Source organism: Kribbella sp. NPDC031520, from assembly GCF_055580825.1.
Window position 1 is genome coordinate 871,439 of sequence record NZ_JBVIKS010000001.1, and the last position, 17,057, is coordinate 888,495.

Genomic DNA, 17,057 nt, shown 5'->3' on the forward strand with positions numbered 1-17,057 from the left:
GGTAGGCCGAAGTTCCCCACGAAGGTGCCATCGGGGTCCTACCCAAACCTCCTCGGAGCTGTACCTCAGCGTGGGTCAGCGCAAGCTGACGAGTGGCTCCGGGCGGTGTACGCCGCGGGGGCGGTAGCCGAGTGCGTCGGATACGCCCAGGTAGTCGGACAGCAGCCAGATGATCGCCAACCACATCTCCGTACCCTGCAGGCCGGGGACCGCGCTGTCGTCCGTACCGTCGGGCGCAAAGGCGAAACCGGAACCGTCGACCCAGCGCGGCAGGATCGCGCGCAGCCGCTCCTCGGCCCACCGGCGCCCCTCCGCCTCGCCGTACGAGGTCTGCTTGCGGGCCAGCCACAACGGGTGGATGACGTCGAGAACGTTGCAGGCGTTGTAGTTGTCGCCGCTGAACATCCGGCGGTCGTTGCTGTGGGCAAGAACCGTGGCGACGGCCTGTTCGGGGTACGGGAGCGGCAGGCCGAACTGCGCGTACGTGCCGCGGGTCAGGCGGTAGAAGCCGTTCACGACCTGCAGCAGTCCGTCGTCGGGATGCGGCGTACCCCACATCCCGGTCGCGGGATCGACGTGCGTGAGCAGCCAGCCCAGCAGCAGTTCCAGTTGACCCGGATCGCCACCGTCCTGCAGAGCGAGCGCCGTACCGAGAGCATCGATTCCGGCGCCCGCCGACCACGCCCTTCTTGCCCAGGGCAACTTGTCGAGCTCGGCAAGCTCGAAGGAGGTGTCGATCGGAGAAGAGAAGCTGCTGCCGAGGAGCTGGAGCGCATAGCCGACGCACAGAACGTGATAGCTCGTAGGGCCTTCCAGCACAGTGATTCGACCTGACGATGAGCGAAGAAAGTGGACCAGGTCGTCGCGAGTATGACCCGCCGGCGTACGGCGTACCAGCAGGTCCGCGATCTCGATCGCGTCGCACCACGGCCGGATCTCCGGTTCGCGGTCCAGGCCGGGCCGGTCGACGAACCGCGTACCGTCCCAGCAGCGCGCGAGTACGTCGTCCACCTGGCCGCGGGCCTTCGCGGCGAAGTCGGCCAGTTGGGTCCGAAGGTCACCTGACACGGAGGCTCCTGTCCGCGAGCGGAGGATGCGGGCGGGGTTGCCGGCTGCCACCGAATTGGCCGGAACGTCCTTCGTGACCACCGCGCCGGCGCCGATGATCGTGTGCGGGCCGACCGTCACCCCGTCGAGGATCGTGACGTTCGAGCCGATCCAGACGTCGTCGCCGATCGTGATGCCGAGCGCGGTGTGCGGCTGCGTGAAGATCGGCTTGCCCGGCGCGGTGCCGTGGTTGAACGCGAGCAGCGACGTGTGCGCGCCGATCCGGACGCCGTCGCCGATCGTCACCACGCCCCGCACGGCGGAGAACGGGTTGATCGTGGAGTCGGCACCGAGCGTGATCCGGCCGGTGACGTACGCGTGGGCGGCGATGTAGGAACGCTCGCCCATCCGGAGCTCGTCGCAGTACACCGCGGCCGATTCCGCGACGTACACGTCGTCCGCGAGCTCGACCGACCCGCCGAGCCGCGCCTGCCGTTCGGCCTGCCGCTCGCGCTCCTCCTCCGACGCGGTCCGTTTGTACTCCCACGGCAGGAAATCGAGGCGCAACGGCTCGTTCGGCAACATGGGAAAACGCTATCCAAATCTCGCCACTCAGGCTAGCCCCGGGAAGCCGCTGCTAACCTCCCGTCTGACATGAACACTTTTTCGTCGGCGCGAGGGGCGGCCGGGCGATGACCACGAGCGGACCGGTGGCAGACGGCGACGACAGCGGGGACAACGACGGCCCGGGCGGCACGCGCCGAACCCATCGGGTCACGATCAGCGACCTCGCGCGCCGCCTGCACATCTCGAAGGCCTCCGTCTCGTACGCCCTGAACGGCCGCGCCGGTGTCAGCGAGGAGACCCGGCAACGCGTCCTCGACCTGGCCGAAGAGCTGGGCTTCCACCCGAACTCCGCCGCGGTCGCGCTGTCCGCGAGCCGGACCCGGACGATCGGCATCGTGATCGCGCGGGACCCCACGCTGATCTCCACCGAGGCGTTCTACATGCGCACGCTGGTCGGCATCGAGCAGTACCTGAACGAGGTCGACTCGTCGCTGCTGCTCCGGCTGACGGGTGAGCACGGCGAGGATCTCGACGTACTGCGTCGTTGGTCGCGCCAAGGTCGCGTGGACGGTTTCATCCTGTTCGACGAGCTCGAGAACGACCCGCGGATCCCGTTGCTCGAGGAGCTCGGGGTGCCGTGCGTGGTGGTCAGCTCGAACGAACTGGACGACACCGTCGGACGGTTGATCAGCTCGCCGACGGAGACCGTCGAACTGCTGCTCGATCACCTCGCCGAGCTCGGGCACACCGACATCGCGCACGTCAGCGGGCCGTTCACGTTCATCCACGAGCGGTTGCGCGTCCAGACATTGCGCGAGCAGGCCGAGCGGCGCGGGATCGCCGTACGGCACCTCGAGGGCACGTACCGGTACGACGACGGCGCCGAACTGACCCGCCGGCTCCTGACCGGGCCGAATCCGCCGACCGCGATCGTGCTCGGGAACGACCTGATGGCGGTCGCGGCGCTGCGGGTCGCGATGGACCTCGGTACGGCGGTACCCGGCGAGGTGTCGGTGATCGCCTGGGACGACTCGCCGCTGTGCGAACTCGCGCGCCCCGGGATCACCGCGGTCGACCAGAAGACGATGGAACGCGGGCGCGCGGCCGCCGACCTGCTGCTCCGGATCGTCACCGCCGGCACCGTCGTGCACGAGGAGGCGCCTGCCGGCGAGCTCCGCCCGCGGGAGTCGTCCGGCCCCGCGCGCAGCTGACCACAGATCACATCCTCGTAACGAACAGGCTGTTACTGAACCGGTTAGGGTTTCGAAACTTAACCGGTTAGGTCAGGATGGGCCCGATCCGCCCCCGCAGGTCCGCGGGGGCTCGAAACGGGACGAGGGAGTCCGACGTGAGACTGCGATCGCTTGTAGCCGCGGTGGCTGCGACCGCCATGGGAATCAGCCTCGCCGCCTGTGGTGGTGGCGACAAGAACGACTCCTCCGGCGGCAGTTCCGGGGACCAGACGCTGACCTACTGGGCCAGCAACCAGGGCACCAGCCTGGACAACGACAAGGAGGTGCTGACGCCGGTCCTGCAGAAGTTCACCCAGGACACCGGCATCAAGGTCAACCTCGAGGTGATCGGCTGGAACGACCTGCAGACCCGGATCCAGACCGCGATCACCTCCGGCCAGGCGCCCGACGTGGTCAACATCGGCAACACCTGGGCAGCCTCGCTGCAGGCCACCGACGCGTTCCTGCCGTTCGACGGCGACGCGATGACCGCGATCGGCGGCAAGGACAAGTTCGTGCCGACGGCTCTGGCGACCGGCGGCAAGGAAGGGACCGACCCGACGTCCGTCCCGCTCTACGGTCTCGCGTACGGCCTGTACTACAACAAGGCGATGTTCGCCGCGGCCGGTCTGCAGCCGCCTAAGACCTGGGAGGAAATGGTCACCGACGCGAAGAAGCTGACCATCCCGGCGAAGAAGCAGTGGGGGATGGCGATCGCGGCCGGCAGCTACACCGAGAACGTGCACTTCGCGTTCATCAACGGCGCGCAGAACAAGGCCGACTGGTTCGGCGGCGACGGCAAGCCGACCTTCACCGGTGACGGCAACGTCCAGGGCGTGCTGCGGTACCTCGACCTGATGCAGAAGGACAAGGTCGCGAACCCGTCGAACGCGCAGTACGACAACGGCACCAAGTCCGTGAACGACTTCGCGACCAAGAAGGTCGCGATGGTGATCAACCAGAACAACGCCGACTCCTCGATCGTTGCCAACGGCATGAAGGCCGGCGAGTACGGCGTCGTACCGTTCCCGGCACCGGCCGGTGGCGAGCAGGTCGCCAGCCACGTCGCGGGTATCAACCTGTCGGTGTTCAAGAACACCAAGCACAAGGACGCGGCGCTCAAGTTCGTCAAGTACATGACGTCCGCGGAGACCCAGAGCACGCTGGACAAGCCGTTCGCCGCGCTGCCGGTACTGAAGGACGCGAAGCCGAACTTCACCACCGACGCCACCGAGGCCGCGACCTTCCAGGACGTCTACAACACCAAGTCCAAGCCACTGCCGCTGGTGCCGGCCGAGGACCAGTTCGAGAGCACCGTCGGCAAGGCGATGAACGCGATGTTCGCCAAGATCGCGACCGGCGGGACGGTGACCGCCGACGACGTGAAGGCCGCACTGAAGACCGCCCAGGACCAGGTGGCGGCGAGCAGCTGACGATGGCCGTCGCAACCGAAACCGCGGCTCCGGCGCCCACCAAGCGCCGGGGCCGCCCCGAGCACCGGCCCGGGCTGAACCGGTGGTTGCCGTACGCACTGCTGGCCCCGGCGGTGTTGCTGGAACTGCTCATCCACATCGTCCCGATGCTGGTCGGGATCTGGATGAGCTTCGTGAAGCTGACGAAGTTCTTCATCGCGAACTGGTCCGCCGCGCCCGGCGCCGGGCTGAACAACTACAAGGTCGCGCTCGACTTCGACAACGCGGTCGGACAGGGCCTGCTGAAGTCGTTCGGGGTCACGGTCGCGTTCTCGCTGATCACGGTCGCCTTCTCGTGGGTACTCGGGATGGCGGCCGCGGTCGCGCTGCAGCCCGAGTTCCGCGGGCGGGGCATCGTACGGACGCTGTTCCTGGTGCCGTACGCGCTCCCGGCGTACGCGGGCATCCTGACCTGGAACTTCATGCTGCAGCGCGACACCGGCGCGGTGAACCACGTGCTGAACCAGCTGCACCTCAGCGACGGCAAGACGTTCTGGCTGATCGGCGGCAACGCGCTGGTCTCGCTGATCACGGTGGCCGGGTGGAAGCTGTGGACGTTCGCGTTCCTCACGCTGATGGCGGGTATGCAGAGCATTCCGCGGGACCTGTACGAGGCCGCGTCGGTGGACGGCGCCGGCAACATCCGGCAGTGGCGCAACATCACGCTGCCGTCGCTGCGTCCGGTGAACCTCGTGCTGGTGCTGGTGCTGTTCCTGTGGACGTTCAGCGACTTCAACACGCCGTACGTGCTGTTCGGTACGGCGCAGCCGCCGGCCGGTGACCTGATCACGTTCCACATCTACAACGCGTCGTTCCTGACCTGGAACTTCGGCACCGGTGCGGCGATGTCCGTACTGCTGCTGATCTTCCTGATGATCGTCACCGGCGCGTACTTGCTCGTCACCGGAAGGAGGTCCCGTCGTGCGTGAGACCAGAGGCTTCAAGATCTACCGCGGTGTGACGTTGACGGTGCTCGGGCTGTTCGTACTGATCCCGTTGTACGTGATGGCGACGTCGTCGCTGAAACCGTTGAAGGACGTGCAGGGCGCGTTCACCTGGTGGCCGTCGAACCTCACGCTGGCGCCGTTCGTGGACATGTGGAAGACGGTGCCGCTGGCGAAGTACTTCGTGAACTCGACGATCGTGTCGGTGTCCGCGACGGTGTTCTCGGTGGCGATCGCGATCCTCGCCGCGTTCGCGGTGTCGCGGTTCCGGTTCCGTGGGCGGACCGTGTTCACGACGACGGTGCTGTCGACGCAGATGTTCCCGGGGGTGCTGTTCCTGCTGCCGTTGTTCCTGATCTTCGTGAACATCAACAACTCGTTCGGGTTGCAGCTGGTCGGGACGCGGCTCGGGTTGATCGTCACGTACCTGACGTTCAGCCTGCCGTTCTCGATCTGGATGCTGGCCGGGTACTTCGACAGCATTCCGCGGGAGCTGGACGAGGCCGCACTGGTGGACGGGTGCGGTCCGATGGGCGCGCTGTGGCGGGTCGTACTTCCCGCTGCCCGGCCTGGGGTGATCGCGGTCGCGATCTACTCGTTCATGACGGCGTGGGGCGAGGTGCTGTTCGCTTCGGTGATGACGACCGAGGCCAACCGCACGTTGTCGGTCGGTCTGCGTCAGTACTCCACGCAGACCAACATCTACTGGAACCAGATCATGGCCGCCGCGCTGGTCGTCAGCGTCCCGGTCGTCATCGGCTTCCTGTTGGCCCAACGACACTTCGTCGCCGGTGTCACCGCCGGTGCGGTCAAATAGGACGCCCTAGGTGGACCTGCACCACTCACCAAGTCCGGCGGGGACGCCGGTCGGGGGGCTTGCTGAGCGTGTGGTCGGGTCCAGAGCCGAGGTTGGTGAGTGGTGGCGGTCCGCCGCCGGTCAGCTGAAGAGTTTTTCGCCCCAGTAGGAGCCGGGGGTTACGCCGGGTGGGCAGGCGAAGATGGCGGAGCCCACGTGGTGGATGTACTCGTTCATCTTGTCGTTCTTGGCCAGTTGGGTCTGGATCGGGATGAACTGTTTGCGCGGGTCGCGCTGGTAGGCGAGGAAGAACAGGCCGGCGTCGAGGCGGCCGAGACCGTCGGAGCCGTCGACGAAGTTGTAGCCGCGGCGGAGCAGTTCGGCGCCGTTGTTGAACTGCGGGTGCGCCAGCCGTACGTGCGAGCGGGTCGGCACCTTCGGCTCGCCGTCGGAGTTCTTGGCGGCGAAGTCGATCGCGTCGAACTCGTCGGCCTTACCGAGCGGGGCGCCGGTACCCTTGCCGCGGCCGATCACGCCTTCCTGCTCGCCGAGCGACGTACGGTCCCAGGTCTCGATGTGCATCCGGATCCGGCGCGACACCAGGTACGAGCCGCCGACCATCCAGTCCGGGCCGTCCTCGGGCTGCACCCACAGTTGCTGCTCGAGCTTGTCGGCGTCCTCGAGCTTGAGGTTGTTCGTACCGTCCTTGAAGCCGAACAGGTTCCGCGGCGTGGCTTGCGCGCGCGACGTGGACGACGTACGGCCGAAGCCGAGCTGGGAGTACCGTACGGCGACCCGCCCGAAGCCGATCCGGGCCAGGTTGCGGATCGCGTGGACGGCGACCTGGGGGTCGTCGGAGCACGCTTGTACGGCGATGTCGCCGTAGGAGCGGGCCTCCTCCAGGTCGTCGCCGATGAAGTGCGGCAGATCCACCAGCGCCTTGGGCCGTTTCGCTTCCAGGCCGAACCGTTTGTCGAACAGGCTCGGTCCGAACCCGACCGTGATGGTGAGCCGCGCCGGCGGCAGCCCGACCGCCTCACCGGTGTCCTCGGGCGGAGCCTCGTCCGGTCCGTTCACCGCGCCGTACTGCCCGATGTCCCGCCCGGCGGTGAGGAGCGCGGCGGCGGCCGTCCACTCCTTCAACAGCGCGACCAGCTCTTCGCGCTTCGTCGTCGTCACATCGAACGCAGCAAAGTGCAGCCGATCCTGCACCGGCGTAGTAATCCCCGCCTGATGCACCCCATGGAAGTCGACCGGCCCGTTGTCATCAGCCGCCTGCGACGGCTCAGTTGCCAGAGCCGAGTGCGCGGCGTATCCGGCTACCCCAGTGGCAACCGCAGCTCCCGCGGCCCCGAACAGGCCGCGGCGTGAGATCCCTTTGCGTTCAGTCATTTCTTGGCGATTGCTCCGGCTACTTGGCTGACTGGTTCGGCTAGGCCGTCTACTACTGAGCCGAGGGCTTTCTTCTCGGGTTCAGTGGCGGTGTAGGGCTTGAAGCCGTCGCCTACGCGGTACTTGTCCAGGGCGGCGAAGACGGCCTTGAACTGGGTGTCCAACGTCGTGACGAGCGCGGCGTCGCGGGTCTGGAGCGCGGGGCGAAGAGCTTGGATGGCGGCCTGGGAGCCTTCGACGTTTGCTTCGAAGTCCCAGAGGTCGGTGTGCGAGTAGCGGTCCTCTTCGCCGGTGACCTTGCCGGTGGCGACCTCGTCGAGGAGCTCCTTCGCGCCGTTCGCGAGCTGCAGCGGCGTGAGCTTCACGACCTTCGCCTTCGCCACGACCGTCTTCACGTCGGTGAGCAGCTGGTCGGCGTACTTCTCCATGCCCTTGGTGGAGTTGGAGACCCAGAGCGCCTGCTCGATCCGGTGGTACCCGGTCCACTCGGTGCCGGCCTCGACGTCGTTCACGCGGGCGTCGATCTTCGGGTCGAGGTCGCCGAACGACTCCGCGACCGGCTCGATCCGTTCCCAGTACGTCCGCGACACCGGGTACAGCGCCTTCGCCTTCGCGACGTCGCCGGCCTTCACCGCGGTGACGAACTCGGTGGTCTTCTGCTCCAGCGCGACCGCCTGTGAGTTCACGTACCGCTGGTAGCTCTCGGTCGCCTGCTTCAGCAGCGCGTCCTCGGAGGTCTGCGACGGAGCGTCGCCGGTGACGGTGAGATCCCCGCGGATCCCGTCGCCGACCATCCCCGGCTTGCAGACCGCCTGGTACTTCCCGGTCGGCAGCTCGACGATCAGGTCCCGCTTCAGACCCGGGCCGATGTTCTCGACCTCACCCATCACCCGGTCGCCGTCGGCGTACACGTAGAACTCGGTGACCTTGCTGCCACCGTTCGACACCGAGAACGTGCTGGTGCCGGACTTCACGTCCCGGCGGCTCAGGTCGCAGCCGGAGTCGGTCGCCTTCACCGACACCGGCCCGGTGCCGTCGCCCGTGGCAGCCGGCTCGTCCTTCGCACAAGCAGCCAAAGCGGCGAGACCGATGACGACACCAACGATTGAGGCCTTGCGGCCGAGTGACGCAGACAATGTTTCTCCTGGGATTCAGGCCGCTTTGTGGGCGGTCGTCGCCGGCACGGCAGGCGAGGTGGAAGCCTTCACCGGGCGGAAGTACAGGAACAGCACCGGGACCAGGTAGACGGCCCAGGCGGTCGCCTCCAGCACGGTCGGCGCCGGGTTGAAGTTGAAGATGCCCTTCAGCAGTACGCCGTACCAGCTGGCCGGCGGGATCACGTGCGAGATGTCGAACGCGAGGTGACCGATGCCGGGCAGGATGCCGGCCTCCTGCAGGTCGTGGAAGCCGTACGCGAAGATGCCAGCCGCGACCAGGACCAGCACCGCGCCGGTCCACTTGAAGAACACCGCGAGGTTGACCTTCACCGCGCCCTTGTAGATCGCGACGCCGAGCAGCACCGAGGTCGCCAGGCCGAGCAGTACGCCGACCAGCGGTACGGCGGTGGTCGCCGTCGCCGCGGACGCGTACACGATGAACGCGGTCTCGATGCTCTCCCGGAACACCGCGAGGAACGCCAGGATCACCACCGCGCGGGAACCGACCTCGAGGGCCTGGCCCATCCGCTCGCGCAGCTCCTTGGCGATGCTGCGGGACGCCTTACGCATCCAGAAGATCATCCAGGTGACGAAGCCGACCGCGAGGATTGACATCACGCCGCCGACGGTTTCCTGCGTGGTGAACGACTTCGCGGTCAGCGCGGTGACGAACTGCAGCAGACCCCAGGCGGCGGCCGCCACGGCGAGGGCGGTCGCGACGCCGATCCAGACCAGTTTGAGCCGATCCCGATGCCCGGACTTGACCAGGAACGTCGCGAGGATGCTGACCACCAGCGATGCCTCGAGTCCTTCACGGAGTCCGATCAGATAGTTCGCGAGCATGGCGGGACACTTTCGTCTTCTTAGGTACGGCTAACCTTGATGAGGGTAGCCTAAGAAGTCCCATTCGCCTATCGTGACGTACGCCGCACTGTGCCCCGGGCCCTCGCCGAGCCGGGACTCGATCAGCTGCAGACTGCCCGCGGTCCACGGCGGGCTCTGGTAGTTCTCGAAGATCCGCACCCACTTGGTGACGTCCATCTGCCGCCGCAACCGCGCCAGCGTCACATGCGGTGTGAACTTGCGGCCCTCGACCTCGATCCCGGCCCGGTTGGCCGCAGCGCGGGTCGTCATCGCCAGGTGTTTGAGTGCCTCCGTGTCGTCACGGACTCCGGCGTACAGCACCCGGGCGTCCGGCACGCCGGGGAACGCGCCGGCCCCGCTGAGCTGCAGTTCGAACGGTTTCTGCCGCTTGGCGGCCCGCTCCAGCCGCTCCTCGAGTTCCTCGGTCTTCCAGTCCGGTACGTCGCCGAGAAACGCCAGCGTCAGATGCCAGTGGTCGTCCGCCGCCCAGCGGATGTCGTCGTCCGGATGCTCCCGGCGCGGCTCGACGAACTTGCTCAGATCCTCCACAACGTCACTTGGCGGCACCACAGCCACGAACAATCGCATCCCCCGAGATTAGAGGGTCGCGGAGGCACCCTGCGTGCTAATTTGAGGTCGATCGACTGGACGTGGCTAGGGTTCCGCCACCTGCGGGTGGGCTGGTCCGAGCGCCACGACCCACCGCGACGGTGGGCATCTGAAGGGGCAAAAGCCTGGTAGGGCGACGTCGGCGCACTTGACCGTGCCGTCGAACGCCCGAGGTGATGCCCGATGTTCCGTGCTGTTTCCGCGTTCCGTTCCGTTCTCGCGCTGCCCCGCGTCCGCCCACTGGCCGTGAGTTCGCTGCTCGCCCGGCTCCCGAAGGGCATGATGCCGCTGACGCTGGTGCTGCTGATCAGCCGGCAGACGGGGTCGTACGCACTCGCCGGCACCGTGACCGCACTGTTCTCGCTGGGTGACGCGCTGACAGCTCCCTGGCAGGGGCGACTGGTCGACCGGTTCGGGTACGCGCGGGTGCTGGTCCCGATCGCCGTCCTGCACGTGGCGGCGACCCTCGGGATGCTCGTGACCGGCTCACCGACCACACTCTGCCTGCTGGCTGTCGCGGCCGGACTCGGCGTACCGCCGATCTCGGGGGCGGTGAAGGCGCGGCTCGCGGAGCTGGTCCCGGACGATCGGATGCCGGTCGCGTTCGCGATGGAAGCCCTTCTGCAGCAGAGCTTCTTCCTCGTCGGACCATTGCTGGCCACCGGGCTGATCTCGCTCACCACGCCTGCACTGACCGCGGCGGCGGCCGCCACATTGGTTGCCGGCGGCACCTTTGGCGTCGTGGTCGCGGCCGGCCCGGTCCGACGGTCCCGGCAGAGCGGCGGCGGCCGTGGTGCGCTTCGGATTCCCGCCGTACGGGTGTTGTGCGCGACCACGTTGCTGCAGAGCCTGACGTACGGCGTACTCCCGATCGCGCTGGTGGCGGCGGCGACCCGGGCCGGTGCGCCGACCGCGGCCGGAGTCGTCCAGGCGACGCTGACGCTCGGCGGGGTGATCGGCAGTATGTTCCACCGACCCGCGGCCTATCTCCGGCTGCTGACGCGGTTCGCCTGCTGTCTGGTCCCGCTTTCGCTGTTCGGCGCGATCGGCTCGCCGGCCGGGCTGGTCGGGCTCGCGATCACGCTGGCCGGTACCGGTCTGCTGGCGACTCCGCTGGCCACGTCGGCGTACCTGCTGATCCAGCGGACGACGCCTGCCGAGTGCCGTACTGAAGCGTTCGCGTGGCAGTCGACGGGTCTGGCGATCGGCACCGCGGTCGGAGCGTGGGCGGGCGGGGCCCTGGTCGACCGCGGTGGACCGGTGCTCGCGTTCGCGTTACCGCCGGTCGCGGTCGGGCTCGCCGCGGGGGTGGTTGTGGTGGTCCGGCGGCGGGTGCCTTCCGTCTTCGGTTGATGTCAGGTCAGACTGCCGTTGTGTCCGAGCTGAAGCTGCCGTCGCCTTGTGTCGTCGTACTGGTAGGCCCCGGTGCGGCCGGGAAGTCGACCTGGGCGGCGGAGCACTTCGGCGCCGACCTGATCGTTTCGAGTGATCGGTTGCGGGCGTTGGTGGGTTCCGGCGAGGACGACATCGCGGCCAGTACGGATGCCTTTGCCTTGCTGGATGTGGTGGTGCGGCAACGGATCGGCCGCCGGTTGACGACTGTCATCGATACTCTCGGGCTGGACCGCGAGCGGCGGCTGCGGTGGTTGGCGGCGGCGCGTGAGGCTGGGATGGCTTGTGTCGCGGTGGGGTTCGACACGCCGGCCGAGGAGTGCCGGCGGCGCAATCGGGAGCGGGCGGCGAAGCGGATTCCGGCTGATGCTCTGACGGCTCAGCTCAGGGCCTGGCGGCGGGTGAAGGAGGAGCTGGCCGATGAGGGGTACGACGACGTACTCGAGCCGGCTGCTGCTCGGGTGGTGCCGAACGCGTTCGTCGAGTCGACTGCGGCGCAGACCCGTCAGTCGGAGGCTCCAGTGGGGCTGCGGTTCGGGCTGCAGGTGAGCAGCTACACGCATCCCGGCGGCCGGGCGGCGACGGCGGCGTGGCTCCGGGAAGTGGCGGAGCGGGCGGAGGCGGCTGGCTTCGACTCCCTCTACGTGATGGATCACTTCCGGCAGATCCCGCAGGTGGGTCGGGCGTGGGAGGACTTCCTGGAGAGCTGGACCACGCTCGCGTACCTGGCCTCCTGCACGACTCGCGTCCGCTTGGGCACGTTGGTGTCCGGCATCACGTACCGCAACGTTGCCCACCTCGGGAAGATCGCGGCGACGCTTGACGTGTTGAGTGGCGGGCGGGCCGTGTGTGGGATCGGGCTGGCGTGGTTCGAGGCCGAGCACAAGGCGTACGGGTGGCCGTTTGCTCCCGTCAACGAACGGTATGCGTTACTGGAGGACGCTCTTCAGTTGCTGCCGGTTTTATGGGGACCAGGCAACAAACCGTTCCACGGCAAGGTCCTCGACGTACCGGACACCACCTGCTATCCACGACCTCTGCAGGAGCACTTGCCGTTACTGGTGGGCGGGAGCGGTCGCAGAACCCTCCGCCTGGCCGGCCGGTATGCGGACGCGGTCAACGTCTTCGGCGACATGACAGCAGTACGTGAGCGGACAGCGTACCTGCGGCAGGTGAGTTCAAGGCCGCTCGAGGTCACGCACCTCTCCACAACCCTTGTGGGAAAGGACCGCGAGCAACTCGACCAGCTGATTCGGACCCTCCGTCCGCGGAACGTGAACCCGGAGAAGTACGCCGCAACAGTCAACGCCGGAACGGTGGACGATCACGTCGGACGGTTCCGCGAACTCTCCGAGGCCGGGGTGACCGAGGTGATGCTCAGCCTCCCCGACCCCGACACGATCGACACCGTCGCCGACGTGATCTCAGCCTTCAGGGTATAAGTCCTCGAGTCGTGGATTCTGGCGGTCTACGGCAGCCACCTCTCACGACTCGGCGAACCGGTCTGCAGCCGTTCGCCACGACTCGGCGGTCACGCCGTCGGTCACGGCAGGGTTGGGGAGGATTTCCCGCCCGGATCGGCAAGAAATACTCCCCACGCGCGGTTTCTCGATCTCCCCTCAGCGTTCAGGGTGTAGGTCGAGCTTGAGCAGGGCGTTCTCGATCAGCTCCGGCATCGCGGGATGGATCCAGTACTGCCCGCGCGCCATCGTGTACGCGTCCAGCCCGAAGCTCATCGCCTGGATCACCGGCTGGATCACGGTCGGCGCCTGCGGGCCGATGACGTGGCAGCCGATGATCTGCCCGGTCTCCGGGTCCGCGAGTACCTTGGCGAACCCGGTGGTGTCCTCCATCGCCCAGCCGTACGCGATGTCGGCGTACGCCTGAACCGCCGCCACATAAGGGATTCCGCGCTCCTGCGCCTCCTCCTCGGTGAGGCCGACCGAGGCGATCTGCGGCGAGCTGAAGACCGCGTGCGGCACGAAGCGGTGGTCGGCCTCGATCCGGTCGTCCGGGTTCAGCAGGTTGTGCTTGACTACCCGCGCCTCGTGGTTCGCGACGTGCTTCAGCTGGTGCGGGTTCGTCACGTCGCCGAGCGCGTAGATGCCGTCGACGTTCGTCTGCTGGTACGCGTCCACGACCACGCGGCCGTCGCGATCGACCTCGACCCCGGTGGCGTCCAGGTTCAGCAGGTCCGAGTTCGGCTCGCGGCCGACGGCGACCAGGATCTCGTCGACGATCAGCTCGTCGGCGCCGCCCGGGTTCAGCATCGCGACCAGGATCGAGCCGTCGTCGCGCCGGGCCACCCGGACCGTCTCGTGCTGCAGGCGTACGTCGTACTTGTCCTGCGCGATCTCCGTGTACCGGGCCGCGATCGCGCCGTCCTCGGGCCGGAGCAGCTCCTTCGACCGGGCCACGATCGTCACCTCGACGCCGAACGCCGCGAACACGTGCGCGAACTCGGCCGCGACGAACCCGCTGCCGATGATCGCGATCCGGCGCGGGAGCTCGTCGAGCCGCATGATCGTGTTCGAGGTGTGGTACCCGGTCTCCTCCAGCCCCGGGATCGGCGGCACGATCGGCCGGCTGCCGGTGGCGATCACGAACCGCTCGGCGCTGAACACGCTGGTCGAGCCGTCCTTGTTGTCCACCGTGAGTTCCTTGAACCCGGTGAACCGCCCGGTGCCGTCGTACATGTGCACGTTGCCGTTGTCCGCGTTGTGGTGCCGGTACTCCGATCCGCCCGCGGAGATCGGGTCGATCCGGCCGAAGATCCGGTCCCGGACGTCGGTCCAGCGGACGCCGAGCAGCTGCTCGTCGACGCCGTACCGCGAGCTCACCGACGGGGTGGCGGCGACGTCGGCGGCGTGCACGAACATCTTGGTCGGGATGCAGCCGAAGTTCAGGCAGGTGCCGCCGAACGTCCCGCGCTCGACGATCGCCACCTTCCAGTCCGCGAACCGCCGGTTCACGATCGTGTTCCCGGATCCGGTCCCGATGACGACGAGGTCGTAATTGGTCACACCCCATTGTGCGCGTTACCCCCCAGAACCTGCGGTGGACCTGGTCACCAGGGAGGATAGGTGGGTGGCAGGTGGTGAGCTGGCGAGCGCGAACAGCACGGTGGTCTGGGACGGCGTCGGGACCTTGCGGATCCGGTACGACGGGACGCAGCCGGGGCTCGATCCGCTGACCGCGGCGTTGCGGACCCGGCTGGGCGAACGGATCCTGCCGGTGGAGGCGCTGCAGTCGGTCGAGGTGTACGACGGCGGCCTGGGGCTGGTGCTCCGTGACGGGGCCGATCCCCTGCTCGCCGTGACCGGCGTCGACGTCCCTGGTGACCTCTACGACTTCCCGGGCGTCGACCCGGCGCTCGCGGAGCAGGTCGCCGGGGAGATCCGCCGTACCCTCGCCCGCCGCGACGTACCGGCGGCCGCCGCGCGCTGGCTGCTCGCGCCACCGCCCGCGCCGGACCGGATCGCCGGGCGGGACGCGACGCTGTCGGTGGCGAACGGGCAGCTCACGTTCAGCTACGAACCGCGCGCCGGGCGCCGGAAGAAGGCGTACGGCAACCCGTGGTCGGTGCCGCTGGACACCATCCTCGACGTGGAGTGGCGCCCCGAGCACGGCGGGATCGGCGGCCGCGGCTACCTGCGGATCAGTACGGACCGGACCCCGCTCGACCGCCCGAAGCCGAAGCACGACCCGGCCGCGATGGTCAGCGCCCGGAACGCCGACGTCGACGTACTGTTCTTCGCGGCCCGCCTGTTGACCCGGATCAAGCCCTAAGCAACGCGAGGGCTCGCGTCGACGGCTGCCTTGTCGGCGAGCAGCTCGGTCTGGGGCAGTACTTCGAGGTGCGGGCGCGGGAGCAGCCGCGGACGGATCGCCAGGCCGCGCTTGTGCGAGAAGTACAGCACCGAACCGACCGCGCCGAGCACGGTCAGACCGCCGCCGACGATCAGCGACCAGCGCGCGCCCATTTCCTGGCCGACCCAGCCGATGAACGGGCCGCCGATCGGCGTACCACCCATCAGCAGCGTCATGTACAGCGCCATCACCCGGCCGCGCATGGTCGGCTCGATGCTCAGCTGCATGGTCGCGTTCGCCGAGGTCAGCATGGTCAGCGAGGTCAGCCCGACCAGCGGCAGCACCAGCGCGAACGTGAGGTACGTCGGCATCAGCGCGCTGACGATCTCGAACAGGCCGAACAGGATCGTCGCGCCGATCACCAGCCGGGCCCGGATCCGCACCCGCCGGGCGGCCAGCAGTGCGCCGGACAGCGACCCGACGGCGAGCACCGACCCGAGCAGGCCGTACTCCCCCGCGCCCTTGTGGAACGCCTCGGTCGCCATCAGCGCCGACGTCATCTGGAAGTTCAGCCCGAAGGTCCCGGCGAAGAACACCGTGACCAGGACCATCATCAGCTCCGGCCGGCGCCACAGGTACCGCATACCGTCCCGGATCATGCCCTTCTCCCGGGCGGCGGGCTTCGGCGTGTACAGCTCGGAGACCCGCATCATCCGCAGCGACACGATCACCGCGATGTAGGTGAAGGCGTTGATCATGATCACCGGGCCGGTGCCGATCCAGCTGATCAGCACACCGGCCAGCGCCGGGCCGAACAGGCGGGCAGCGTTGAACGACGCGGAGTTCAGTCCGACCGCGTTGGCCAGCTCGTCACGACCGACCATCTCGACCACGAACGCCTGCCGCGCGGGCGCGTCGAACGCCGTACCGGCACCGAACAGCAGGGCGAGCACGAACACGTGCCACGGCTGCACCACCCCGGCGACCGTGAGGCCGCCGAGGACCAGCGCGACGGAGCCCATCGCGACCTGGGTGTAGGTGAGCAGCTGGCGCTTCGAGAGGCGGTCGGCGAGCAGGCCCGCGTACGGACCGAGGAGAAGTGCAGGGAGGAACTGGAGGCCGGTGACGATACCGAGCGCGACGCCGGAGTGGGTCAGCTCCAGGACCAGCCAGTCCTGGGCGACCCGCTGCATCCAGGTGCCGACGTTCGAGACGATCGCACCGGAGGCGTAGAGCCGGAAGTTACGGACCTTGAACGCGCGGAAGGTGGGGCTCATCGAGCCGCCAGTCGTTCGAGAACAGGTGCTGCCTTGCGCAGGATGTCGCGCTCCTCGGGGGTCAGTTGCTTCAGTTTGGTCTGCAGCCACTCGTCGCGGCGGCGCCGGTTGGCCAGGATCAGCTCGTCGGCGCGCTCGGTCAGCTCGACCACGATCTGCCGCTTGTCGGTCGGGTGCGGGCGGCGGACCACCAGGCCCGCCTCCTCCATGTTGGTCACGATCCGCGTCATCGACGGCGGCTTGACCTGCTCGTGGGCGGCCAGCTCGCCGATCGTCATCGCCTCGTGCTTGGACAGCGCGCCGAGCACGCTGAGCTGGTTCGCGGTCAGGTCGTGACCGGGTTCGCGCTGCCGGCGGATCTGCCGGGACAGCCGCAGGGTCGACGATCTGAGGGCGCTGGCCAGCCCGACGTCACTCTTCACCTGCTGGGCTACGACTTCGGGCATGTCTTTACCTTAACTCATTACCTTTGCTAACTAAAACCGCCGACCACGGGCT

The 17,057-nt window shown here is 68.0% G+C and carries 15 protein-coding genes; 7 read left to right on the plus strand and 8 right to left on the minus strand.

All coding sequences use genetic code 11. The annotated features are described in order from the left end of the window. Positions 1-75: 75 nt before the first annotated feature. Complete coding sequence (locus ACZ5BU_RS04330) at positions 76-1,632, minus strand: acyltransferase (protein WP_465695444.1); 1,557 nt, start codon at positions 1,630-1,632, stop codon at positions 76-78. A 107-nt stretch (positions 1,633-1,739) separates the two neighbouring features. Between ACZ5BU_RS04330 and ACZ5BU_RS04335 the strand changes: the two genes are divergently transcribed. The 4 genes from ACZ5BU_RS04335 to ACZ5BU_RS04350 all read left to right on the plus strand — a co-directional run bounded on the left by ACZ5BU_RS04335 (position 1,740) and on the right by ACZ5BU_RS04350 (position 6,079). Next, a complete protein-coding gene (locus ACZ5BU_RS04335) occupies positions 1,740-2,825 on the plus strand; it encodes a LacI family DNA-binding transcriptional regulator (RefSeq protein WP_465695446.1) in 1,086 nt (361 codons plus the stop codon). A gap of 137 nt (positions 2,826-2,962) precedes the next feature. Next, positions 2,963-4,279, plus strand: coding sequence for an ABC transporter substrate-binding protein (locus ACZ5BU_RS04340; protein ID WP_465695447.1), 1,317 nt, complete (start codon positions 2,963-2,965; stop codon positions 4,277-4,279). Positions 4,280-4,281: 2 nt separating this feature from the next. Next, positions 4,282-5,247 carry a carbohydrate ABC transporter permease gene (locus tag ACZ5BU_RS04345; protein WP_465695449.1) on the plus strand — a complete coding sequence of 322 codons (966 nt, stop codon included), beginning with the start codon at positions 4,282-4,284 and terminating at the stop codon, positions 5,245-5,247. Beyond that, the gene (locus ACZ5BU_RS04350) at positions 5,240-6,079 is read left to right on the plus strand and encodes a carbohydrate ABC transporter permease (protein WP_465695451.1); all 840 of its coding nucleotides are present in this window, start codon (positions 5,240-5,242) and stop codon (positions 6,077-6,079) included. The genes ACZ5BU_RS04345 and ACZ5BU_RS04350 overlap by 8 nt, the downstream gene beginning before the upstream one ends. A gap of 120 nt (positions 6,080-6,199) precedes the next feature. On the opposite strand, the gene efeB is transcribed toward ACZ5BU_RS04350, so the two are convergent. The 4 genes from efeB to thpR are packed head-to-tail and all read right to left on the minus strand — an operon-like array spanning position 6,200 to position 10,059. Then, positions 6,200-7,450, minus strand: coding sequence for an iron uptake transporter deferrochelatase/peroxidase subunit (gene efeB / locus ACZ5BU_RS04355; RefSeq protein ID WP_465695452.1), 1,251 nt, complete (start codon positions 7,448-7,450; stop codon positions 6,200-6,202). After that, positions 7,447-8,586 (minus strand): iron uptake system protein EfeO, encoded by a 1,140-nt coding sequence (gene efeO, locus ACZ5BU_RS04360; protein ID WP_465695454.1) that lies wholly within the window; start codon positions 8,584-8,586, stop codon positions 7,447-7,449. The genes efeB and efeO overlap by 4 nt, the downstream gene beginning before the upstream one ends. A 15-nt stretch (positions 8,587-8,601) precedes the next feature. Further along, positions 8,602-9,450 (minus strand): iron uptake transporter permease EfeU, encoded by an 849-nt coding sequence (gene efeU, locus ACZ5BU_RS04365; protein ID WP_465695455.1) that lies wholly within the window; start codon positions 9,448-9,450, stop codon positions 8,602-8,604. Positions 9,451-9,480: 30 nt separating this feature from the next. Continuing rightward, on the minus strand, positions 9,481-10,059 hold the full coding sequence (gene thpR, locus ACZ5BU_RS04370; protein WP_465695456.1) for an RNA 2',3'-cyclic phosphodiesterase: 579 nt from the start codon (positions 10,057-10,059) through the stop codon (positions 9,481-9,483). Positions 10,060-10,263: 204 nt separating this feature from the next. Here thpR and ACZ5BU_RS04375 point away from each other — a divergent pair, with 204 nt between their 5' ends. Together ACZ5BU_RS04375 and ACZ5BU_RS04380 are read left to right on the plus strand one after the other, a co-directional pair. Continuing rightward, positions 10,264-11,433 (plus strand): MFS transporter, encoded by a 1,170-nt coding sequence (locus ACZ5BU_RS04375; RefSeq protein ID WP_465695458.1) that lies wholly within the window; start codon positions 10,264-10,266, stop codon positions 11,431-11,433. 20 nt (positions 11,434-11,453) lie between these two features. Beyond that, on the plus strand, positions 11,454-12,914 hold the full coding sequence (locus tag ACZ5BU_RS04380) for an LLM class flavin-dependent oxidoreductase (RefSeq protein ID WP_465695459.1): 1,461 nt from the start codon (positions 11,454-11,456) through the stop codon (positions 12,912-12,914). Between the two features lie 177 nt (positions 12,915-13,091). On the opposite strand, the gene ACZ5BU_RS04385 is transcribed toward ACZ5BU_RS04380, so the two are convergent. Then, positions 13,092-14,495 (minus strand): mycothione reductase, encoded by a 1,404-nt coding sequence (locus tag ACZ5BU_RS04385; RefSeq protein ID WP_465695460.1) that lies wholly within the window; start codon positions 14,493-14,495, stop codon positions 13,092-13,094. A gap of 64 nt (positions 14,496-14,559) precedes the next feature. On the opposite strand from ACZ5BU_RS04385, the gene ACZ5BU_RS04390 reads away from it, so the two are divergent. Further along, positions 14,560-15,261: a DUF4429 domain-containing protein gene (locus ACZ5BU_RS04390; protein WP_465695462.1), complete on the plus strand. Its 702-nt coding sequence runs from the start codon at positions 14,560-14,562 to the stop codon at positions 15,259-15,261. On the opposite strand, the gene ACZ5BU_RS04395 is transcribed toward ACZ5BU_RS04390, so the two are convergent. Together ACZ5BU_RS04395 and ACZ5BU_RS04400 are read right to left on the minus strand one after the other, a co-directional pair. Further along, a complete protein-coding gene (locus ACZ5BU_RS04395) occupies positions 15,258-16,559 on the minus strand; it encodes an MFS transporter (protein ID WP_465695463.1) in 1,302 nt (433 codons plus the stop codon). The two genes, ACZ5BU_RS04390 and ACZ5BU_RS04395, sit on opposite strands and share 4 nt — an antisense overlap. Beyond that, positions 16,556-17,005, minus strand: coding sequence for a MarR family winged helix-turn-helix transcriptional regulator (locus ACZ5BU_RS04400; protein WP_465695465.1), 450 nt, complete (start codon positions 17,003-17,005; stop codon positions 16,556-16,558). The genes ACZ5BU_RS04395 and ACZ5BU_RS04400 overlap by 4 nt, the downstream gene beginning before the upstream one ends. Positions 17,006-17,057 lie beyond the last annotated feature (52 nt).